Genomic DNA, 19,974 nt, shown 5'->3' with positions numbered 1-19,974 from the left:
GCTCAGACATAAAAGTAGACAAATATCGAAATCTGTTCACCGATTTCGTTGACACCCGCGGGTCCGCACTGTTCTATGACTTGGTGAGTTTTGACACGATCATCAAAAACGGTCGCTGGTTCGACGGCTCCGGTGCGCCGTCGGCGGTGCGCAACCTCGGTATCCGAAACGGCCACATCGCTGCGGTCAGCGCCGACGACCTCGACGAAACGGGTTGCCGACGAGTCATCGATGCTACGGGGCAGTGGGTGCTTCCCGGCATGCTCGACATCCACACCCATTACGACGTCGAGGTGCTGGTCGGCCCGTCGCTATCGGAGTCTCTCCGACACGGCGTCACCACCGTGATGCTCGGGTCCTGCTCACTGTCCACCGTCCACGTCGACGGGGTGGACGCGGGCGACATCTTCGGACGCGTCGAGGCGATCCCCCGCGAACACGTGATCGACGCGGTCGACACCCACAAGTCCTGGACGAATTGCGAGGAGTACATCGCGGCGCTGGAGGCACGCCCACTCGGCCCCAACATCGCCGCGTTCATCGGTCACTCGGATATGCGCGCCGCGACCATGGGGCTGGACCGCGCGACCCAGAAGCGACAGCGACCGACCCGAAGCGAACAAGCTCAGATGGAGAAGTGGCTCGACGAGGCGCTGCGCGCCGGCTTCGTCGGAATGTCCTCGCAGCAACTGCTTTTCGACAAACTCGACGGCGAGGTCTGCCGGTCTCGCACGCTGCCGTCGACCTACGCCAAGCCACGCGAGCTGCGTCGCCTCAAGTCGCAGCTACGGCGGGCCGGCCGGGTGCTGCAGTCCGGGCCCGACATCGAGAACCCGTTGAACCTCGGGTCGCAGGTCTTCCAGTCGCTGGGTATCTTCCGAAACCCGCTCAAGACCAGCCTGCTGTCGGCGGCGGACGTCAAATCGAACCCGTACGCGATCAAATTGCTCGGCCCGCTGGCGCGGTTGGTCAATCGCCTCGGCGGCAACTTCCGCTGGCAGCACCTGCCGGTGCCGTTCGAGGTGTACGCCGACGGCATCGATCTGGTGGTCTTCGAGGAGTTCGGGGCGGGCGCGGCGGCTCTGCATCTGCGCGACGAGGTCGAACGCAACGAACTGCTCCGCGACGAGACCTACCGGCGCAAGTTCCGCAAGCAGTACGAGAGCAAGTTCGGGATGCGGGTGTGGCAGCGCGACTTCTTCGACGCCGAGATCGTCGCCTGCCCCGACGAGTCCGTGGTGGGCAAGTCCTTTGGCCGGGTGGGCCTCGATCGCGGCGGTCTGCACCCCGTCGACGCGTTCCTCGACCTGGTGCTCGAGCACGGCACGGCGCTGCGCTGGCGTACCACGATCTCCAATCACCGGCCCGAGGTCCTCAAGAAGCTGGCACAAGACCCTGGCATCCAGGTGGGCTTCTCGGACGCGGGCGCGCATCTGCGAAACATGGCGTTCTACAACATGAACCTGCGACTCCTGCGCCATGTCCGCGAGGCACAGAAGGCGGGCAAGCCGTTCATGACCATCGAACAGGCGGTGCACCGGCTCACGGGCGAACTCGCCGACTGGTACCGCATCGACGCCGGCCATCTGCGCATCGGCGACCGCGCCGACGTCGTCGTCATCGACCCCGAGCGCCTGGACGACTCGCTGGAGGACTACGCCGAGTCGCCTGTTGAGCAGTACGGCGGCCTGTCCCGGATGGTCAACCGCAACGAGGACACCGTGCGTGCCGTGTTCGTCGCCGGTCGCGCGGTGTTCCTCGACGGCGAGCCGACCGATACCGTCGACGCTCAGCGCACCGGAAGATTCCTGCGGGCCGCGCACAAGGCGCCGGCTCAGACCATCAAAGAATCGGAGTTGTCAAGTGTCAGTTGAGGATACGGTTCTGGGCATGTGGAAGGCCCTGTCGGCGCGCGACTGGGATTCACTGCCGGACTTCCTGTCGGACGACTGCATCTATTGCGATATGCCGCTAGGCCCGGCGCTTTCTACTCGTGGACCCGAGAACATCATTGCGAAACTCAAGGTCGGGCTCGACCCGCTGGCCTCGTATGAGAATCACGACGGCACTCTGGTGAGCAACGGCGACGACGTGCTCTACGAGCACTCCGAGACATGGAAATGGGTCAGCGGAGAAACTGCTCTGCTGAGGTTTGTCACGGTGCACAAAGTCCACGACGGCAAGATCACGGTGTGGAAGGACTACTGGGACATGGGCGGGCTGACCAACACCGCGCCCGCAACCTGGCTCGAGGACGTGACGGCCGCATACACTGTGCCGATGTTCGATGCCACCGGCCTGATCTAACGCTCAGCCGAGCTCGTAGATGCGCTGGGCATTACCCCGGGCGATCAAATCCACCACACGGGTCGCGTCCGACTCGCTCCATTCGTCGGCGTCGACGAAACCCTGGAATACGTCTCGGATTCCGTTGCGCCACAACCGTGCTCCGAGGTAGTGCAACTCCGCCGGACCGAAACCGTCTGACGAATAGAGAATCTTGCGAAACGGTGCCATCTCAACCAGCCGGCCGACGAACGCCCGCGACCGCGCACCCAGATAGTTGATGGCCAGCCCACCATCGAGATACACGTTGTAGAACGCCTGCGCCAGATAGCCAGCTTCACGTTCGTACGGATAACAGTGCAACAACATGATCGGCACATCGCCGCTGCGTCGCAGGAAATCCAGGAGATGGAGCGGATTGGTGGTCTGCAGGTCACAGTCCCGGTCGCCGAAGCCGACGTGGAATTGCAGCGGTTTTCCCAGCCGCAGAGCTTGATACAGGCCGAACCGCAACAGGATACGGTCGGTTAGGCGCGAATCGCCGCTGTCGCGCCATCTCTCGGCCGCTGCGACGACCTCGTGGGCGGTGGGTTCGGAGAGGTCACCGGCGAAGCCACCGCGGTATGCCAGGATCGACTTGGTCGCCTCGCCACCGCCGTCGCCGCCCGCTCGTGCAGGAGTTCCGTGAATGCCGACGTGTAGTCACCCGACAGGTGGACTGCCTGTTCGGCAACCGACTCCAGCCGGACGATCTCATGCACCCGGCCCACCGACAACTCAGCCAACTCCGCCAAATCGGCTACTCCGGTGGCGAATCCGGTATCCACCACCCAGTCGGATACCTCCGCCGACGACAGGAACAGCCGCGCGAGATCGGCTTCAGAATGCTCGTTACGCGCTTGCCAGTACGCGTCGGCGTCGGCGTGGCGCGGCAGCCCCAGCAGTGGGGCGCAGTAGGCGCGAACCGCGAACCCCAGTTGCGTGTCGAACGCGGAATCAAAAACGGCCAGCGGTTCGACGTTGGCCTCATTCAGGCTGTCCTCGAAACGGCGACGGTCAACCGCATGCAGCCGACAGCCGTGCACGTGGTGGTCGACCAGCGCCACACTCTCGATGTGCTCGGCCAGCGCGTTCATACGCTCCAGGACAGACGGAACTTCTCCGCCAGCTCGTCGGGGTTCAGCTCGCCGTAGTTTTCCCGCTCGTAGCGCCGCACCGCCACGACCGCATCCACCGGCTCGTCACCGAGAATCCCTCGCAGCAGCGCAGATTGGTCGAGCACATCGATCGCGTCCGCCTGGTTGTCCGCCAGCAGTGCGATTCCGGCATCGGCGCGTTCGGCATCGGTCAACGATGCAGGGTCGACGGTAACCTCCGGCGGTGCCGTCAGCTTTCGCTGAATGCCATCGAACGCGAGGCCGAGCATCGAGGCGGTCGCGAGGTAGGGATTGGCCGACGGGTCGATGACTTTGACCTCGACGTTGGCACCCTGCGGATTGCTGGGGCCGCCGATGAGGAATCGGACTGCCGCTTCCCGGTTTTCCGTTCCCCAACAGACGTAGGCACCCGACCAGTGGCCGGGCTGCATGCGCAGTCCTGACAGCACCGAGCCGCACAGTATGCCCTGCGCTTGAGGCAGACCGGCGAGCAATCCGGCGACTGCGCTCTCTCCCTCCGCCGTCATGCCGGCGGCGCCTGGGCCCCCGGAAAACAGCGGGACGTCACCGCGCTTCATCGAGAAATGTTGATGGGAACCGGATCCGACGCTACCCGCGAACGGCACCGGCGAGAGGCTGACCCGCAGCCCGTATTTCCGAGCAACCCGGCCGATGATGATGCGCGTCAGCACCAGTGCGTCGGCCGCCGCCACCGGCGCCTGTGGGGACAGCGAGATCTCGAACTGATTCCTGCCGTACTCGGGGTGGAACTGTTCGATCGCGAGTCCGGAGTTCGTCGCGGCGTTGGTGACGTCGCGGACGAACCCTTCGAACTCGAGCACTCCGGCTAGCCCGTACTGGGCCCACAGGTGCGACGGAAGTTCGCCGCCGTCGGGGGCGACGAGGACGAATTCCATCTCGTGCCCGACCACCGTGTCGATGCCCGCCTCGGACAGACGTTCGCAAACCCTGCTGAGAGCGCCACGACTGCAATAGGGATCCGGTGAACCGTCCTGATTGAAGAAAGCGCCGGGCGCCCAGCACAATCCGTCGCCGAGAATGCGCAACGCTCCCAGGTCGATCCGGATTCGCTGATCCCCCACCACGCCGATCGCATCGCCGAACACTATGCCGGTCTGGTCGATGGCGAAGACGTGAAAGACAGGACTGGCACCGAGTCCCGGGTCCGCGAACGCGCCCATCCGCCGCAATGGAACGGTCTTGGCGTGCGTCAGACCCGCCGGGTTCACGACGGTACCGATCAACGTGGCGACACCGTCGGCCTCGAGACCGGCGATGGCGGCTGCAGCGAGAGGTTTTGCGGCCCTCGACGTCATTACGCCATTGTGCGCGGTGCGGCTTCGGCTACAGGGTGATCTTGCAGCTTTGGCCGATGTCGAGCGTTCGCAGCATCCGGCCCATGCCGAGCCACATCGCACACGACAGCGCGAGATCCGTCAGCAGCTCGTCATCGAACTGCTCCCCGGCCCGCGCCCAGAAGTCCTCGTCGTCGCGCAGCCCCGTGTGGTCGCTCGCGAAGCGCTCGGCGAATTCGGCGGCGACCCGCTCCTGTGCGCTGTAACCGGGCCACGTCCGCCATTCGGCGGCATGGTCGTAGAGATCCTCGTCGACGCCGGCGGCGATGCCCTCGGAGTCGCGTGTGTTCTGGCACACCACGCACTCGTTGTCGAGTGCGATGACCATCCGCGCCAGTTCGCGGACCCGCATCGGCAGGCGGTTCTTGTTGTAGACCGCGTTCGTGAATCCGGCCATCGCAACACCGATGTCAGGCGACTTGACCACCCAAGCTGCGGCGTCGTCGTCGGCGAAAGGTCCAATTCGGCTCATGACGGCATCGTACGCCTGAAGCCCCGCGAATTGGAACACGTTCTAGTTTTTGTTTTATTCGGCACCGCGCATGACGGCCCCCACCGTCAGCGCGAGGATCTTGAGGTCAAGTGCGAGTGACCAGTTCTCGATGTAGTAGTTGTCCCATTCGACCCGGTCTGCGATCGAGGTCTGGCCGCGCAGCCCGTGCACCTGCGCCCAGCCGGTGATGCCGGCCTTCACGCGGTGGCGCTCGCCGTAGCGGTGAATCTGTATTTCGAAGAACTCGACGAATTGCGGCCTCTCTGGGCGCGGACCGACCATGCTCATCTCCCCTTTGAGCACGTTGATCAGTTGCGGCAGCTCATCCAGCGATGTCGACCGCATGATTTTGCCGATTCCGGTTCGTCTGTCGACACCTTCGACTCCGCCAGGGGCAGAACTCGACTTCAGTTCAAACTCTGCGTCTGACGGTGTTTCCGGCCGCATCGTGCGGAACTTGAGACACTGGAAGACTCGTCCGTCTCGTCCGATCCGGTCCTGTCGGAAGAAGATCGGTCCCGGTGAGCTGAGCCGAACCAACACGACCAGAGTTATGAGCAACGGGGAGATCGCAAGCAGACCAAGGCCTGCCGCAACTCGGTCGAAGATGTGTTTGACGTTGAATTGCCAGCCGTGCGGGTCGGCGCTCGGCAGAGCCATCAGCGGCAGGCCGCCGAGGTGATCGACCGTGGCCCGCTCGCCGACTGCGTCGAACATGCGGGGCACCACCCACACCCGCGCCTTGTGCCGGTGAGCAACCCGAACGACGCGGGTCAGGGACTCGTCGCGGATCTGCGAGAAGGCAATCAGAACGGCCTCTGCCCCGGTCTTCTCTATCGCAGGACCAATCGACTCGGGGGTCCCGAGAATCGGGACGTCCGGACTCGCATCCGCCCTCGCTGCCGAACCTTCGGCATCGAGACGCCCGATAGGCGTCAGGCCGTACTCGGGGAAAGACCGCAAACGTTCAACGATTCGGCTGGCGACTTCCCCGCTCCCGATGATGAGGGCGGGCGCCATGAAATGGTGATTCTTCCTCAGTCGCTTCCGAATGAGCGAGTGGAAGAAGTGCGGTATCGGCATCAGGACGGCGGCGCAGACCCACATCTTGGAGACCAAGGCCCCGGCACCATGCCCCGTCTGGGTGAGGGTCATGATGACCAGCACGAAGACGGCGGCAAGTGCGACGTTGGTCTGGATTGGCCCGAACTCGTCGATGAAGTGGCGGCCGAGTTTGCGTCGGTACAGCTTCTGCACGGTGAAAAGGACCACGACAAAGGGCACGAACAGGACGACCATCCACGATGACGGCGGAAGTTGCTCCGACATCGACGACCACCACAAACCGATACCGACTGCCGCCGACGCAGACACGATGTCGATGGCGACGGCTACCACCGTGCCGATTCGACCGACCCGAACCAAACCGGCAAGCGCCTTGTACTTTTGGCGCGCAGGATGGACGGGCGCCTCGTCGTTCGGTGCCGTGCCAGCTGGTTCGGTCTGGATCGCCATCAGTCGCTCAATTCACCTTGGCGATTCGTCATATCGGTCGGCGAAATATCTTTGCGCTTGCAAGGTCGGCCATGTCCTGCAAGACGAGTATCTGACCGCCGGACCAATTGTGCGGACGGGTAGTCCAGCTGAAGAGCGAACCGACCGCGTCGTCGTCGTCGCTGAAAATCGGAACGCCTGCGTACGACCCGATCTCACCGTTGAGCACCGGCGGGAGGTTGGCCAGCAATGGGTGGACAGTCGCATCGTCAACGATGAACGGGATACCGCTGATCACCGTGAACTTGCCGATTGACAGGCCCGCCGGCCGCACTCTTTCGGAGTCGCTGACGGCGACGTTGGATCCGACAAGAAACTCCCTGCTCTCGTCGAGCAGAGACACGGCCGCAAAAGGTGTCGCAAGCGCCTCCGCCGTCAACAACGCGACACCATCGAGCTTGCCGTCTTCGGGGCGGTCCAGCATCCCCGTCCTGCGCAGCGCGGCCAGCCGCGCTGGTTCGTTCAAGGAGTGCTGAACCAGGGGTTCCAGTGCGTCGGGGTTCGTCGAAAGTTGTTGTATCAACAAGCTTGAAGCAGCGTCGTCGACTCCGACGCCTACCACGGCAGCTATCAGGCCTTCTTTGAGCTCGCGCCTCTCAGCATCGGAAAGCCCCGCCGTAGCTCGCCCCCCGTCTGACGGCATTGCGTCATCCACGTGACTCAGCGTAAGACGCCGGGACACTCCCCGCGGTGAAGCGCGAAATCTCGCCCGCGATGTCGCGAAACTCGGTGCGGCGTTTTGCGCGCTTTGATCCGAATTCGCAGCCCACATGGCAAGCTGACTCGGGGCTTTGTCTAGCCGTTGGTTCCGCCCCTAGCGGCGCGTGTCTACGGTGACTGCGACGAAGAAGGAGGACGGGATGAGCGACTTTTCCACTCGCACAACGGGATCGGGTGTCGTTGTGGTCCAACCGACGGGGCGGCTGAACATGGTCGCCGCCCCCGCGCTGCGCAAACAGCTGAACGACATCGTCGACGGCGGCGAGAGCAGAATCGTCGTCGACCTCAGCGCCACAGAATTCATCGATTCATCGGGGTTGGGCGCGTTGATCGCCGGATTGAAGATCGCCCGCAACGCGGGTGGCGATCTCCGGATCGCCGCACCCACACAGCAGGTCTGCACGGTGCTCGAGTTGAGCAACCTGGACCGGGTCTTGCGCTCCTTCCCCTCTGCGGACAGCGCCTTCGATGAGTGAACACACGCTGGAAGTACTGACCGGGCCCGACACGCTGGCGGAGATTCAGCAAACACTCGATATGGCGTGGTCAGGAGAGGAAATCCCGGATCACAGCAGGATGTGCATGGAACTCGCCGTCAGCGAGATCGCGACGAACATCATCGAGTATTCGGGTGACGGGCGGCCGGTGCGATTGCGCATGGTCGTCGACGTCTCGCCGGAAAGCGTAGCCGTCAAATTCACCGACGATGGTCATCCAGCGCCGGTCGACCTTGCTCGAATAAGCATGCCCGGCGAGGCCGCCGAGAGCGGGCGCGGACTGGCGCTTGCGCATCGCGTACTCGACAAGCTGTCGTACACCCGTGATCCAGACGGCAATCACTGGACGCTGATCCGGCGGCGGTCAGAATGAGTGGGCGCGGAAACTGGTGACGGGCGCGGCCGGCTTGTCTGACCAGGTCACGTCAAGCCCTCACCTATTCCGAGCTGACCTTCGGCCGCACAAGCAGGCCTTCGTATGGAACGGGCGGCGGGCTCCCGACGCCGCCGTGATCGTCACGAACCTGCTTTCGATGGCCGCGGTGGCGGCGCTGAGCTTCACCAGCCAACCGGCGGGCATGGCCACGCCGCCCCTGTGGCCGGCCTCCGGCATCGCGCTGGGCTTAGGCGTCTGTTTCCCGCGTCGCTACCTGTGGTTCCTCGCACCGGCCGTCGCACTGGTGTCGCTCCCGGTCTTGCTGTGGTCAGGACGATCGCTATCGCTCTCTCTTGCGTTGGTCGCAGCCTTCGCCGTCGAGATGGTGGTCGGCGCGGTGCTGCTGCGCGGACGTCGGGATCGCGTACCCCGGCTGGCAACCCCACGCGATCTTGTCATGTTCTTCGGGATTGCTCTGGTATCGACAGCGGTCTACAGCGCGCTCGCCTATTGCGCCTTTTCGTTTCTCGGCGATCATGCATCCGCCGTGGAGTCGATGGAGACCGCCTTGCTCAAGCACGCGGCCGGCATCGCCCTGCTCACTCCGCTGTTCATCACGCCGCCGCTGCGAAATCAACAGGCCGGCCTTGCCGAATCGATAGGACTCGCTGTCGCGACGCTCGCTGTCACCGCCGCGGTGTTCACGGTTGGGCCGTTGCCACTGGAATATCTGCCGTTCCTGCCCTTGGTATGGGCGGCCCTCCGGTTGTCTACCTGGATGCTGTCCATGCTGATGGTCGGGGTTGCCAGTATCTCGGCCAACGGCAGTGTTTTCGGTATGGGTCCGTTGTCGTTCGACCTGTGGGGGGTTTCGACGGGAACCGTTCTGATGCAGGTCTATCAGATGTCGATGGTGGCCGTGTTCCTCACGCTGTCCATCGTGGTGGGTTCCGAGCGCGATATGGCGACGCGACTCCACGAGAGCGAGGAATTGTTTCGCAAGAGCTTCAACTCGTCTGTCGCCGGAAAACTCATGGGCATCCGTACGACCAATCAATGGATTGTCGAGCGCGCCAACCCCTCCGCGCGAGATCTGCTGCCCGGACTGCGAAAGGGAATTCGCAACCTCGACACGTTGATGGGTGATGATGCCGTTGCCAGACTCTCAGCAGCCGCCGATTCTCTTGTTGGCGACAATGCGCGTATCACACTGAAGGTGACGGACGGCCGCAGCCTCAATGTGAGTATCGCTGTCATCGGCGAGAAGCCTGAGGGAACGCAGTTCGTGTTGCACTTTCACGACGTCACCGAATCGGAGCGGCTACGTCAGCTCGAACTGGAGGAAATGAACAGGGCAGTCGAGGTTCAACGTGCACTGCTTCCTGGCAATCTCCCCGAAACCCCGGGCTGGACGTTCGGTACGTCCAACAGCCCGGCGAGACAGGTCGGCGGCGACTTCTACGACGTGCGCGTACGCGAACCCTCCATCGTGCTCAGTCTCGGCGACGTGATGGGCAAGGGCATGGACGCGGGGATGCTTGCCGCCGCGACGCGCACCGCGCTACGGTCCCACGATCCCGGGACGACCCCGTCGGCGGTCGTCACGAGCGCGGCGGACATTCTCGAAGGAGACCTGCGCCGCATCAGCGCGTTCGTCACGCTGTCGTACGTCCTGGTCGACACCGACTCCGGCGACTTCCGATTCGCGGACGCGGGCCACGGCCTCCACTATGTCATCCGGCCCAGATCCGGCCGGGTCGAACGGCTTTCGTCCGACGACATGCCCGTCGGAGTGGGCAGCCAGTGGCGGGAACGCTCCGACAGTCTCGCCCCGGGCGACATGATTCTGCTCGTCAGTGACGGAGTGCTCGACCTGTGGGGTGGATCGCTGCAGGGACTCGAAGACGCAATCTCGCAGTGCACCAACGGCAATGGGACGACGGGCCCACAAGCGGTCGTCGACTATCTGTGTGCGAATGCGGGCGAATTACTAGATGCCGATGACGTCACCGCGGTGGCATTGAGCCGTGCCGAATAGGCCAGGCCTGCAGCCACCGAGCAGCCACTCGGTAAGCACCTCAGTCTCGGAGACTGATGCAATCCCACGTCGGCGCCGGCTCGATTCCCGCCTGACTGTGCAGGGTTGGCTGACGATCGTGCTGTGCGTGATGGGCGTGGTTGTCATCAGCGGTTCCGTCGTCGTCGGTATCCTGCTCCACCGCACCGACACCGCTACTCACCAACTGGCAGACACCATTTCGCCGGCACGTTCCACCGCCTTCCAATTACAGGCCGCATTGCGCGACCAGGAGACTGGCGTCCGCGGCTACGTCATCACGGGAAATCCTCGATTCCTCGAGCCATACGTCGCCGGCCAAGAAGCCGAGGACACCGCGGCCACTGCGTTACGCCAACGGTTGAGTGGGAACGACGATCTGCTGGCCGATCTCACCGCGATCGAAACAGCTGTCGAGCAGTGGCGCACCAGCTACGCCCAACCGGTGATCGCGCGCGTGTCCCCCGGTCGGCACTACCCGCTCAGTGAGGCCGAGGCCGATTCCGGCAAGGCGCAGTTCGATAATCTGCGCACGCTGTTCAACACACAGAACGCAAACCTCAATTCGGCGAGAACCGACGCCCGTACCCAATTGCAGCAAGACCAGACGTCACTCAACAGGGTCCTGATCGGCGTGTTGGTGGCGATCCTGGGCACCGGGCTGATGCTGACTTTCCTCGTGCGCGGAGCGGTTACCCGACCGGTGGCCGCGGTCGCGGCGGCATGCCGACGGATCACCCAGGGAGAATTCGAAGCGAGGATCCCGGTCGAGGGGCCCAGCGATATTCAGGGCATTGCACTGGATGCCAACGATATGCGGCGGCGCATCGTCGATGAGCTCGAGACATCACAGGCGGCACAAGCCGAGCTCTACGAGAGTGAGGAGTTGTTCCGCAAGAGCTTCAATTCCTCTGTCGCCGGCAAGTTGCTGGTCGTCCGTACGGCAGACGAATGGATCGTCGAACGGGCCAATCCCTCAGCAGAGGACCTGCTGCCGGGGCTGCGCGAGGAGATCACAAACCTCGACGCGTTGATGGGTCCGGTTGTCATGGAAGAGCTTTCGGCCGTCGCCGATTCTCTCGCCGATGACGACAACGCGCGGGTGACCGTGCAGCTCGACGATGGCCGCAGCCTCAACGTGAGTATCGCCGTAATCGGCGAGAAGCCCGAGGGAACCCAATTCGTCCTCCACTTCCACGATGTCACCGAATCGGAGCGGCTACGCCAGCTCGAGCAGGCGGAGATGAACCGGGCCATCGAGGTACAACGTGCCCTGGTGCCGGGCACCCTGCCCGCGACCCCAGGTTGGACCTTCGGCACATTCACCAGTCCGGCCAGACAGATCGGCGGAGATTTCTACGACGTGCGCGTGGATCGACCTGCTATCGCGCTGAGCCTCGGCGACGTCATGGGTAAGGGCATGGACGCAGGGATGCTCGCTGCGGCGACGCGCACGGCGCTGCGCTCCAGGGATCCCGCAACGACGCCATCAGATGTCGTCAACGACGCTGCGGGAATCCTCGACGGCGATCTGCGTAGGGTCAGCGCATTCATCACACTCGCGTATGTCGTGGTCGACATGGACTCCGGCGACTTCCGATTCGCAGACGCGGGCCACGGCTTGCACTTTGTCATCCGTACCAGCTTGGGCCGGATCGAGCGGCTGGCATCAAACGATATGCCGGTGGGAGTGGGCAACGAGTGGCGAGAAATCGCGGACCGCCTGGATCCGGGGGACATGATCTTGCTCGTCAGTGACGGAGTACTCGACCTGTGGGGCGGATCGCTGCAGGGGCTGGAGGACGCAATCCTGCAGTGCGCCAACAATATTGGAACAACCCCGCAGGCGATTGTCGACCACCTTTGTGTGAATGCGGGCGACTTGGCCGATGCCGACGACGTCACCGCGGTGGCCCTGTGCCGCAACGGATGAGTCGATCGACCTGTCTGCGCGTCAGCGTGCGGTGGTCAGTTCACCACGGTCCTCGGTCCAGCTCCGCTGCATCAACATTCGGTGCACGATGCGCTCTAGTGCGGCCTCCACCTGACCCCGGTCCGGTCGTCCGTCGAACGAGGATGACGTGGCCAATTTCTCGACGATGCGCCCGACGATGAGAGCGGATATCGCGTCGACCTGTTTCATCCCGGCCTGGGTGAGCCACAGCCTGCCCGCTCTCCCCAGCACAAGACCGTCGCGTATCAGCCCATCGAACGTGGGCTCGATGACCTCATAAGGCACCCGGAGGCGCTCCGAGATATCGGTGAGGGTGGCCGTGCCGAAAACCTGGTTCTGCCGGTAGATCTGGAGCAGCGCCCACATCTGCGTGACGTCGAGGCTACAGCCGGGCAGTTGGGCGATGCTGCGCAGCCGGATCTCGGGTGAGTCCCGGAAGATCCGCCCGATCGCGACCTCGAGGATCTTCTCGGGCGACTCGGTACTAGGCATTCCGAACCCCTCGCCGAGGTCGGTCGCCGATACGGTCTCGATCTCGCGCAGCCGCACCTCCCTGAGAAACAGCGAGACGACGAAGCCGACGATCGCGACGGGCAACCCGCACAAGAACACCGTCCCCAGCGAGTCCGCGTAGGCGTCGACTATCGGTGCGGCCATCTCCGGTGACAGCGCGTGCAACGCCTGAGGGGAATCCGCAGCACGTGGCGGCGCACCACTGGCCGTCAGTGCGGCCGGGATTCGGCTCGCGAGAAAGTTGGCGAACAACGAGCCGAAGATCGCTGCCCCGAAGGAACTTCCAATGGTCCGGAAGAACGTGACACCCGACGTCGCGACGCCGAGATCGGCGAAGCTCGAGGTGTTCTGGACGACGAGGATCAAGACCTGCATGCACAGGCCGATACCTGCGCCGAGGATGAACAGCGACACCGATTGCTGCCACAGCGGCGTGGCGGCACCCATCTGCGACAGCAGCACGAATCCCACTGCCATGGTGGCGGTGCCCGCGATCGGAAACACTTTGTATCGACCGGTGCGGCCGACGATCTGCCCGCTTCCGATGGATGTGATGAGCATGCCCGCCACCATCGGTAGGGTGCGCATGCCCGATTCCGTCGCAGAGACGCCGTTGACGAACTGCATGAACGTGGGCAGGAACGTCAGCGCACCGAGCATCGCGAAACCGACGATGAACCCGAGGATGCAGCACACCGTGAAGACTGGGCTCGCAAACAGCCGGATCGGCAGAATCGGCTCCGGGACATGGGATTCCACCCACACGAAGATCGCGAGCGCGAGCACAGAACCGGCGAACAGGCCGATGATCATCGGGGATGACCAGGCGTAGGTGCTGCCGCCCCAGCTGGTGGCCAGTGTCAGGCCGGAGGCGGCGAGGCCGATGAACAGGATGCCCGCGTAGTCGATCACCGGCTTGGCGGCCTTGGCCAACGACGGTATAGCCATGGTGCCCACCGCGATCACGATGATTCCGATCGGCACGTTGATCCAGAACGCCCATCGCCAGGTGAGGTGATCGGTGAAGAACCCGCCCAGCAGCGGGCCGATGACGGTCGTGACTCCGAAGACCGCGCCGAGCGCGCCCTGGTATCGGCCGCGTTCACGCAACGGGATGACCTCGCCGATGACGGCCATGGCCGTCACCATCATCGCGCCGCCGCCGATGCCCTGAAGCGCGCGCGAGGCGACCAACATCGTCATCGAGCCGGCGAGCCCGCACAGCACGGATCCGGCGATGAAGAACAGGATCGCCACCTGGAACACGGTCTTTCGACCGAAGAGATCTCCGAGCTTTCCGACGATCGCAGTGACGATCGTGGACGCGAGCAGATAGCTGGTCACCACCCACGACTGGTGGCCGGCTCCGCCGAGATCAGCGACGACTGTCGGCAACGCGGTCGCGACGATCGTCTGATCCAGCGCCGCCAACAGCATGCCGAGCAAGACCGCAACGAATATGACGTTGCGGCGCTGAAGGCTGATACGGGCGCTGGGAGATTCGCAATCCGCGACTGCTGTATCGGCTCGCGTACTCGTCATACCTACCTTCCCTTGGTGACGTGCCCATCAGACCTATCGTTAGACAGGCTATGAAAGTTACGTCACCCAGGAAGAGTAGACGCGCGACCGCGTGCAAAACCTCGTTCTGAACGGTGCTATGCGTGGCCAGGCGGCCGGGAAACGCACTGAGCTGCGTACAGCTCCTCGCCGAGCTTCACCATCAGTTCGAGCTGCGTCTCGAGGTAGTCGATGTGATCCTCTTCGTTGGCCAGGATCTTCTCCAGCAGATTCGCTGAGGTGGCGTCTTCCTTCTCGCGGCACATGATGATGCCCGGGCGGAGGCGCGCGAGCACCTCGTATTCGATCGCCAGGTCGGCCTCGAATTGTTCACGCAGGGTCTGACCGATTCGCAGTGAGAAAAGCCGCTGATAGTTCGGCAGCCCGTCAAGCAAAAGGATCCGGTCGGTGATTGCTTCCGCGTGCTGCATTTCCTCGAACGACTCTTTGCGAGTGTATTCGGCCAGTTCGGTGAATCCCCAATTCGCCTGCATTTTCGAATGCAGGAAGTACTGGTTAATGGCAGTCAGCTCGCTCGTCAATTGCTCGTTGAGCAATTTCAGAACGTCGGGATCGCCTTGCATCATGGCTCCTAAGCAACTTGAGGGCTGTCAGTTGTCGCCGTCGATCGTGCAGTACCCAATCTAGTGCAGGAAATGCCTCACGGCGCATCTTTTTCGTTGCGCTAGGCGTGTTTTCGGGCCGATCGCGAAAGTTCGGGTCAACCGCGGGGCGCAGATCAGGCCCCTACTCTGGACTGCCTAGGCTAAGTAAGGTTAGACTGCGCTAACAGTTGCAAGCCTCGCCTAAGCGATAAGGAATGGGAATGAGTGATTTCGATCTGCACTCACTTATTCTCGCCTGCGATTTTCGCGTCGACGACGTCGATCGCATGTGGCAATGGCTCAAGAAACATTCCGACGGGCTCGCTTCGATCGGAGCCCATCATGTCGTTCTCTATACGTCAATTTGGGAACAAAATCGGGTATTGGTGACGATCGGCATTCGGCATGTCCGTTCGATGCGTGATGTCCTGCGGTCACCCGCCATTTTCGAGTGGTTCAACATTTCGGGAGCCGACGACATTCCGCCGATCTTCGGGGGCGAGGTCGTCGAGAAGATCGACCTGTATCCCCCGTCGTCTGAGGAGCATGTCGGCCGTGTCGTTGTCGGCGTCATGTCTTCGGTTGAAGACGTCTCGGCGCTGATGGTCAAGTTGCACGACGGAGTCGAGCGCTTCAAGCGTGGCGGGGTGCGCAAGATCTGGGTCTACCGTGCGCTCGACGACGGGCAGGAAGTGATGATCCTGCAGGAGATCGAGGACGAGACCGCGGCGCGGCAGTGGATCGACCATCCCGATGCCGCCGCGGAATGGATGTCGAATGCGGGCCTCGGCCCCTACCCCAGCCAGTTCGTGGGCAGGTTCGCCCACCTCTTGAGTATCGACGAGCAGAGCTGAGCCGCCGATGTTTGTGTGTCTGTGCATGGGAGTGACGAGTCACGACGTCGACAAGGCCGTGGCCAACGGCGCGTGCACGTCGAAGCAGATCACCGAAGCCTGCGGCGCCGGCGGTGACTGCGGACGGTGCCGACGCACGCTGCGCGCCATCATCGCCACCCACCACGACGTAGCTGGTTGCCCTTCGAAGAACGGTTGCACGAAGAAGAAGACCGTTAGCCGCTGATCACGAGTTCGCCCCAAGAAACGTGGCAACTTTTCGTTTCGTTTATGGGATAGTGAATTGCTGACGCTGCCAGTTACCCGCCGTACTCACGACATCTGGGGGGTCAGCGAAGGGGGCGTCATGGAGACTCAGACCTTCCCGGCCAGTTTCTTCGCCAACAGCGGCGAATTCAACTTCATTGACTATGCCCGTGGCATGGCACGGTTGGTGCAAGCGGTTCAGGAACTTTCGCTGGCACGGAGCCTGCCGGAGGTGCAGCGCATTGTTCGTACGGCTGCTCGCGAACTCACCGGCTGCGACGGCGCAACTTTCGTGCTGCGAGATGACGGCAAGTGCTACTACGCGGACGAGGATGCGATCGCCCCGCTGTGGAAGGGCATGCGGTTTCCTCTAGAGAGCTGTATCAGCGGCTGGGCGATGCTCAACCGCGATGCGGCGGTGATCCCGGATATCTATCTCGATGCCCGCATACCCCACGAGGCGTACCGGCCCACCTTCGTCAAGAGCCTGGTGATGGTTCCGATCCGCAAGCTCGACCCGATCGGGGCGATCGGCAACTACTGGGCGACTGCACGGCAGCCCTCCGAGCAGCAGGTCTCCCTCCTGCAGGCCCTGGCGGACGCGACGTCGATCGCCATGGAAAACGTGCAGGTCTACGCCGAACTGGAACAACGGGTACAGGACCGAACAGCCGCGCTGGAGCGGGCCAACGAAGAGATCCGCCAGAAGACCGACCGCCTCACGGCGGGATTGGACAGCGCATCAGCTTATGTCTCGTCGATCCTGCCGGGTGAGCTGGAAGGGCCGGTGCGAGTGTCCTCGCGCTACCTGCCGTCCCAGCAACTTGGCGGAGACAGCTTCGACTACCGGTGGATCGATGACGATCACCTGATCGCCTACCTGATTGACGTCTCCGGGCACGGAATCGGTCCCGCACTGTTGTCAGTGTCGGTGCACAACCTGTTGCGTTCGGGCTCCTTGCCCATGAGGACACTGCTGGCCCCTGATGAGGTGCTGACCGAACTCAACGAGCTGTTCCAGATGGACAAACATGACGGGAACTACCTGACGATGTGGTTCGGGGTGTACGAGGTGTCATCGCGCACGCTTCGCTTCGCCAGCGCGGGTGCTCCCCCGGCTATTGCCGTCAGTCCGGATGCCACCAGCACCGAATTGTCCACCGGCGGAAAACCTCTCGGGATGTTCGACGATGCCCTGTACACCTCGCGTAGCTACACGGTGCCGCCGGGGTGCCGCATCCTTCTCTACAGCGACGGCGCCTATGAGGATGCCTCCGTCGACGGCCACCCGTTGTCTCTGACGGATTTCAAAGACCTTTTCACCCGGTTGCACGAATCGTCGCTCGACGACCTTGTCGAGACACTGCGGGGTCTCACGCCGTCAGGCACCTTCACCGACGACTGTTCACTCGTCCGACTGGAATCCGGCTGACGGGGCCGGCGACAACAGCCCGAGAACTACGGTCCGCGCTCGCTGTTTCCGTCTGGCTCCTCTGGTGGGCGGAGGAGTAATTCGGGGCGGTGGTAGTGGTTGATGCGGGCCTGTCCGTCCCCCGCAAGCGGGAGGTGCCCCCAGTCGAGGTGTTCGGGTGGGATCCATTCGACGTCGTTGGTGGCGTTGATCCGGGTGGTCCAGCCGTCGGGTCCGACCATGCGGTTGTCCGGTCCGCACGCCAGGGCGAGTTCGTCGACGTTGGTTTGGCCGTCATCCGCCCAATCCCGCGCAGCGTGATGCACCTGGCTGCCGTAGGCGGGCACGGTGCAGCCGGGTTTGGTGCAGCCCCCGTCGCGGGCGATGAGCATGATTCGCTGCGAAGGAGAGGCGACGCGGCGGGCGCGGAAAAGATCCAGCGCTGATCCGGTGGCCTTGTCGAAGACCGCGAGGAAGTGGTTGGCGTGGGCAGCCATGCGGATCACGTCGTTGATCGGGATCACCGTTCCACCACCACTGACGCCGATGCCGGCGCGACTCTCGAGGTCCTGCAACGTCGTGCGGATGATGATCGATGTCGGCAATCCGTTGTGCTGACCGAGCTCACCGCTTTCCAAGACACTGCGCCCCACCGCGACCAGCGCATCGTGCCGGCGCTGCGCCAATGTGCGATGGTCGGTGTTGATTTGGGCCTGCGTCGGAGTCCCTGAGACGCAGGGGTTCTCGTCATCGGGATTGCACATCCCTGGTGCGGCCCATTTCGCGAAGATTGCCTCGTAAATCGCCCACGCCTCAGGAGTGAGGTTGCCCGTCAGAGGCGTCATCTTGTCCCGACCCTGCGGCCCCTTCGTTACGCCGCGGCGCCGCGCGCGTTCAGCGTCGTCGGGTTCTGGTCCATCCTGGTCGAGCATGAACAGAATGCGGTCAGCCTCGTCCTTGAGTTCCTTGGGCCCAAGTCCGATCGCATATCGCACCAGATCGGCCTCAACCTGCTCGCGGGTAGCAGTGTCGACGAACGCCGGAACCCGGTCCATCGCATCGCGAATCTTCTCGACATGCTCGCCATTGATCACTCCGCGGGCCTGAGCTGCCGCGGTCGCGGCCAGCACCGGTGCCAACGGCTCTCCGGTCAGTGTGCGACGAGGCCCCAACTGTGCGGCCTCATCGAGGCGGCGGCCGGCCTCAAACGTCGAGATGCGCCATCGGATCGCCAACACCTGCCGCCAGGATTTGGCGCCCAACTCCTTGGGTGTCATTTCGGCCTGCAACCGCGCCAACGCACGATGCCATTGCATAGGCAGCTGGCACGACAACGCCTCCAGCTCGTCGAGCAGGCCCAAGAGTTCGCGATGGGTCAGTGTGTCCAGATCGCAGGCGGCCAGCGATTCGTGCGCGGACCGCAGTGCGGCCATCGCCACCTGAACCGGGGTCGCCAACATGAGTCGAACATACATTCGAACACCGACGAGCCGGCCCGCACATGTGGCCAGCGAGGCTAACTGATACCAAAGAGGCGCAAGGGATTTGGCGCGCCGCTACTGGCCCTTGCCGGTGAAATCGGCGAGAGCTTCGGCGTTCGCGGCCGCGCCCATCAGTACGGCGAAGTGTCCGTTCTCCCTCTCGGTCGCCGCGGCGATGCCCTCGCGGGTCGGCGCGATGATGGTCTGCTTCACTGCCATCAAGCTCGAAATCGGCCGTGAGGCAAGTATTTCTGCGTGCCTACGCGCCTCGGACAGCAGATCATCGGGCTCGCATACCTTCCAGGCCAGCCCCATCGAGCGAGCCTCCTCGGCGCCAACCCATTCCGAAGACAGCAGCAACCAAGCGGCGTTCTGCCTACCGATCAATCGCGGCAGCAGATATGACGAAGCCGCTTCCGGTGCGACGCCAAGGCTGGTGAACGGGGTCTTCAGCCGTGCGGTCGATGACATGAACACCAAATCGGCGTAGCCGAGGATGGTCGTGCCGATGCCCACCCCGACTCCGTTAACCGCGCAGATCAACGGTTTGGAGAAGTCAGCGAGCGCGTCGATCATCGTCGTGAAGTGGCTGCCCTGCTGATTGAATTCGGGATCGGTGATGCGCCTCTGCATTTCGTTGAGGTCGTTGCCCGCGCTGAACGCGCGTCCGGCGCCCGTCAGCATGACGACGGCGACCTCCGGATCCGCCGCCGCCTCACTCAGGGCGGTCGCGGTGGCGAGGTACAGCTCGTCATTGAACGCGTTGAGAACGTCGGGCCGATTGAGCGTCAGGGTCCGCACCCGCTGGTTATCGGCAATCTCGAGAATCACGCCA

Annotated in this window: 17 protein-coding genes and 1 pseudogene; 9 read left to right on the top strand and 9 right to left on the bottom strand. The window is 63.3% G+C overall.

The genetic code is table 11. The features are described 5' to 3' along the window. The first annotated feature begins 83 nt into the window (after window positions 1-83). Window positions 84-1,874, top strand: a complete 1,791-nt coding sequence (locus ACIA48_RS12290) for an amidohydrolase family protein (protein ID WP_396731242.1) — start codon at window positions 84-86, stop codon at window positions 1,872-1,874. A gap of 16 nt (window positions 1,875-1,890) precedes the next feature. Continuing rightward, window positions 1,891-2,307, top strand: a complete 417-nt coding sequence (locus ACIA48_RS12285) for a nuclear transport factor 2 family protein (RefSeq protein ID WP_396731239.1) — start codon at window positions 1,891-1,893, stop codon at window positions 2,305-2,307. Window positions 2,308-2,310: 3 nt separating this feature from the next. Here ACIA48_RS12285 and ACIA48_RS12280 read toward each other — a convergent pair. The 5 genes and pseudogenes from ACIA48_RS12280 to ACIA48_RS12260 form a co-directional block, all read right to left on the bottom strand. Continuing rightward, window positions 2,311-3,422, bottom strand: a pseudogene (locus ACIA48_RS12280) (amidohydrolase family protein). After that, entirely contained in the window at window positions 3,419-4,780 is a 1,362-nt protein-coding gene (locus ACIA48_RS12275) for a glutamine synthetase (RefSeq protein WP_396731236.1), read from the bottom strand. Before ACIA48_RS12275 ends, ACIA48_RS12280 begins: the two are co-directional and overlap by 4 nt. Window positions 4,781-4,808: 28 nt before the next feature. Beyond that, window positions 4,809-5,291 (bottom strand): carboxymuconolactone decarboxylase family protein, encoded by a 483-nt coding sequence (locus ACIA48_RS12270; RefSeq protein ID WP_041303887.1) that lies wholly within the window; start codon window positions 5,289-5,291, stop codon window positions 4,809-4,811. 54 nt (window positions 5,292-5,345) lie between these two features. Beyond that, complete coding sequence (locus ACIA48_RS12265) at window positions 5,346-6,827, bottom strand: sugar transferase (RefSeq protein WP_396731233.1); 1,482 nt, start codon at window positions 6,825-6,827, stop codon at window positions 5,346-5,348. A 28-nt stretch (window positions 6,828-6,855) separates the two neighbouring features. Continuing rightward, window positions 6,856-7,521 carry a GAF domain-containing protein gene (locus ACIA48_RS12260; protein ID WP_396731231.1) on the bottom strand — a complete coding sequence of 222 codons (666 nt, stop codon included), beginning with the start codon at window positions 7,519-7,521 and terminating at the stop codon, window positions 6,856-6,858. Window positions 7,522-7,726: 205 nt separating this feature from the next. Between ACIA48_RS12260 and ACIA48_RS12255 the strand changes: the two genes are divergently transcribed. The 4 genes from ACIA48_RS12255 to ACIA48_RS12240 all read left to right on the top strand — a co-directional run bounded on the left by ACIA48_RS12255 (window position 7,727) and on the right by ACIA48_RS12240 (window position 12,448). Beyond that, entirely contained in the window at window positions 7,727-8,062 is a 336-nt protein-coding gene (locus ACIA48_RS12255) for an STAS domain-containing protein (RefSeq protein WP_396731230.1), read from the top strand. Then, a complete protein-coding gene (locus ACIA48_RS12250) occupies window positions 8,055-8,456 on the top strand; it encodes an ATP-binding protein (RefSeq protein WP_396731228.1) in 402 nt (133 codons plus the stop codon). The genes ACIA48_RS12255 and ACIA48_RS12250 overlap by 8 nt, the downstream gene beginning before the upstream one ends. Before the next feature lie 136 nt (window positions 8,457-8,592). Continuing rightward, complete coding sequence (locus ACIA48_RS12245) at window positions 8,593-10,497, top strand: SpoIIE family protein phosphatase (protein WP_396731226.1); 1,905 nt, start codon at window positions 8,593-8,595, stop codon at window positions 10,495-10,497. 130 nt (window positions 10,498-10,627) lie between these two features. Next, window positions 10,628-12,448: a CHASE3 domain-containing protein gene (locus tag ACIA48_RS12240; protein ID WP_396732753.1), complete on the top strand. Its 1,821-nt coding sequence runs from the start codon at window positions 10,628-10,630 to the stop codon at window positions 12,446-12,448. 21 nt (window positions 12,449-12,469) lie between these two features. Here the strand turns inward: ACIA48_RS12240 and ACIA48_RS12235 are convergent, their stop codons facing one another. Both ACIA48_RS12235 and bfr read right to left on the bottom strand, forming a co-directional pair. Next, a complete protein-coding gene (locus ACIA48_RS12235) occupies window positions 12,470-14,524 on the bottom strand; it encodes a DHA2 family efflux MFS transporter permease subunit (protein ID WP_396731223.1) in 2,055 nt (684 codons plus the stop codon). A gap of 116 nt (window positions 14,525-14,640) precedes the next feature. Beyond that, complete coding sequence (gene bfr, locus ACIA48_RS12230) at window positions 14,641-15,126, bottom strand: bacterioferritin (RefSeq protein WP_396731220.1); 486 nt, start codon at window positions 15,124-15,126, stop codon at window positions 14,641-14,643. Window positions 15,127-15,368: 242 nt separating this feature from the next. Between bfr and ACIA48_RS12225 the strand changes: the two genes are divergently transcribed. The 3 genes from ACIA48_RS12225 (at window position 15,369) to ACIA48_RS12215 (ending at window position 17,679) form a co-directional block, all read left to right on the top strand. After that, entirely contained in the window at window positions 15,369-16,001 is a 633-nt protein-coding gene (locus tag ACIA48_RS12225; RefSeq protein ID WP_396731216.1) for a fatty-acid--CoA ligase, read from the top strand. Between the two features lie 7 nt (window positions 16,002-16,008). Further along, window positions 16,009-16,227 carry a bacterioferritin-associated ferredoxin gene (locus tag ACIA48_RS12220; RefSeq protein ID WP_396731213.1) on the top strand — a complete coding sequence of 73 codons (219 nt, stop codon included), beginning with the start codon at window positions 16,009-16,011 and terminating at the stop codon, window positions 16,225-16,227. A gap of 120 nt (window positions 16,228-16,347) precedes the next feature. Beyond that, entirely contained in the window at window positions 16,348-17,679 is a 1,332-nt protein-coding gene (locus tag ACIA48_RS12215; RefSeq protein WP_396731210.1) for a PP2C family protein-serine/threonine phosphatase, read from the top strand. A 26-nt stretch (window positions 17,680-17,705) separates the two neighbouring features. Here ACIA48_RS12215 and ACIA48_RS12210 read toward each other — a convergent pair whose 3' ends face one another. Together ACIA48_RS12210 and ACIA48_RS12205 are read right to left on the bottom strand one after the other, a co-directional pair. Beyond that, on the bottom strand, window positions 17,706-19,133 hold the full coding sequence (locus ACIA48_RS12210; protein WP_396731208.1) for an HNH endonuclease signature motif containing protein: 1,428 nt from the start codon (window positions 19,131-19,133) through the stop codon (window positions 17,706-17,708). Window positions 19,134-19,214: 81 nt separating this feature from the next. After that, entirely contained in the window at window positions 19,215-19,970 is a 756-nt protein-coding gene (locus ACIA48_RS12205; RefSeq protein WP_396731205.1) for an enoyl-CoA hydratase/isomerase family protein, read from the bottom strand. Window positions 19,971-19,974 lie beyond the last annotated feature (4 nt).

Origin of the sequence: Mycobacterium sp. NPDC051804 (assembly GCF_044452905.1) — a bacterium.
In the GTDB taxonomy this organism is placed as follows: Bacteria; Actinomycetota; Actinomycetes; order Mycobacteriales; family Mycobacteriaceae; genus Mycobacterium.
The sequence above is the reverse complement of the archived record's forward strand: the minus strand, read 5'-3'. Positions and strand labels throughout refer to the sequence as shown.

Coding starts and splice junctions, on each gene's coding strand:
- ACIA48_RS12285 (WP_396731239.1), top strand. CDS start 1,891: ATGTGGAAGGCCCTGTCGGCGCGCGACTGGGATTCACTGCCGGACTTC.
- ACIA48_RS12275 (WP_396731236.1), bottom strand. CDS start 4,780: ATGACGTCGAGGGCCGCAAAACCTCTCGCTGCAGCCGCCATCGCCGGT.
- ACIA48_RS12270 (WP_041303887.1), bottom strand. CDS start 5,291: ATGAGCCGAATTGGACCTTTCGCCGACGACGACGCCGCAGCTTGGGTG.
- ACIA48_RS12265 (WP_396731233.1), bottom strand. CDS start 6,827: ATGGCGATCCAGACCGAACCAGCTGGCACGGCACCGAACGACGAGGCG.
- ACIA48_RS12255 (WP_396731230.1), top strand. CDS start 7,727: ATGAGCGACTTTTCCACTCGCACAACGGGATCGGGTGTCGTTGTGGTC.
- ACIA48_RS12250 (WP_396731228.1), top strand. CDS start 8,055: ATGAGTGAACACACGCTGGAAGTACTGACCGGGCCCGACACGCTGGCG.
- ACIA48_RS12240 (WP_396732753.1), top strand. CDS start 10,628: ATGGGCGTGGTTGTCATCAGCGGTTCCGTCGTCGTCGGTATCCTGCTC.
- ACIA48_RS12235 (WP_396731223.1), bottom strand. CDS start 14,524: ATGACGAGTACGCGAGCCGATACAGCAGTCGCGGATTGCGAATCTCCC.
- bfr (WP_396731220.1), bottom strand. CDS start 15,126: ATGCAAGGCGATCCCGACGTTCTGAAATTGCTCAACGAGCAATTGACG.
- ACIA48_RS12225 (WP_396731216.1), top strand. CDS start 15,369: ATGAGTGATTTCGATCTGCACTCACTTATTCTCGCCTGCGATTTTCGC.
- ACIA48_RS12220 (WP_396731213.1), top strand. CDS start 16,009: ATGTTTGTGTGTCTGTGCATGGGAGTGACGAGTCACGACGTCGACAAG.
- ACIA48_RS12215 (WP_396731210.1), top strand. CDS start 16,348: ATGGAGACTCAGACCTTCCCGGCCAGTTTCTTCGCCAACAGCGGCGAA.
- ACIA48_RS12210 (WP_396731208.1), bottom strand. CDS start 19,133: ATGTATGTTCGACTCATGTTGGCGACCCCGGTTCAGGTGGCGATGGCC.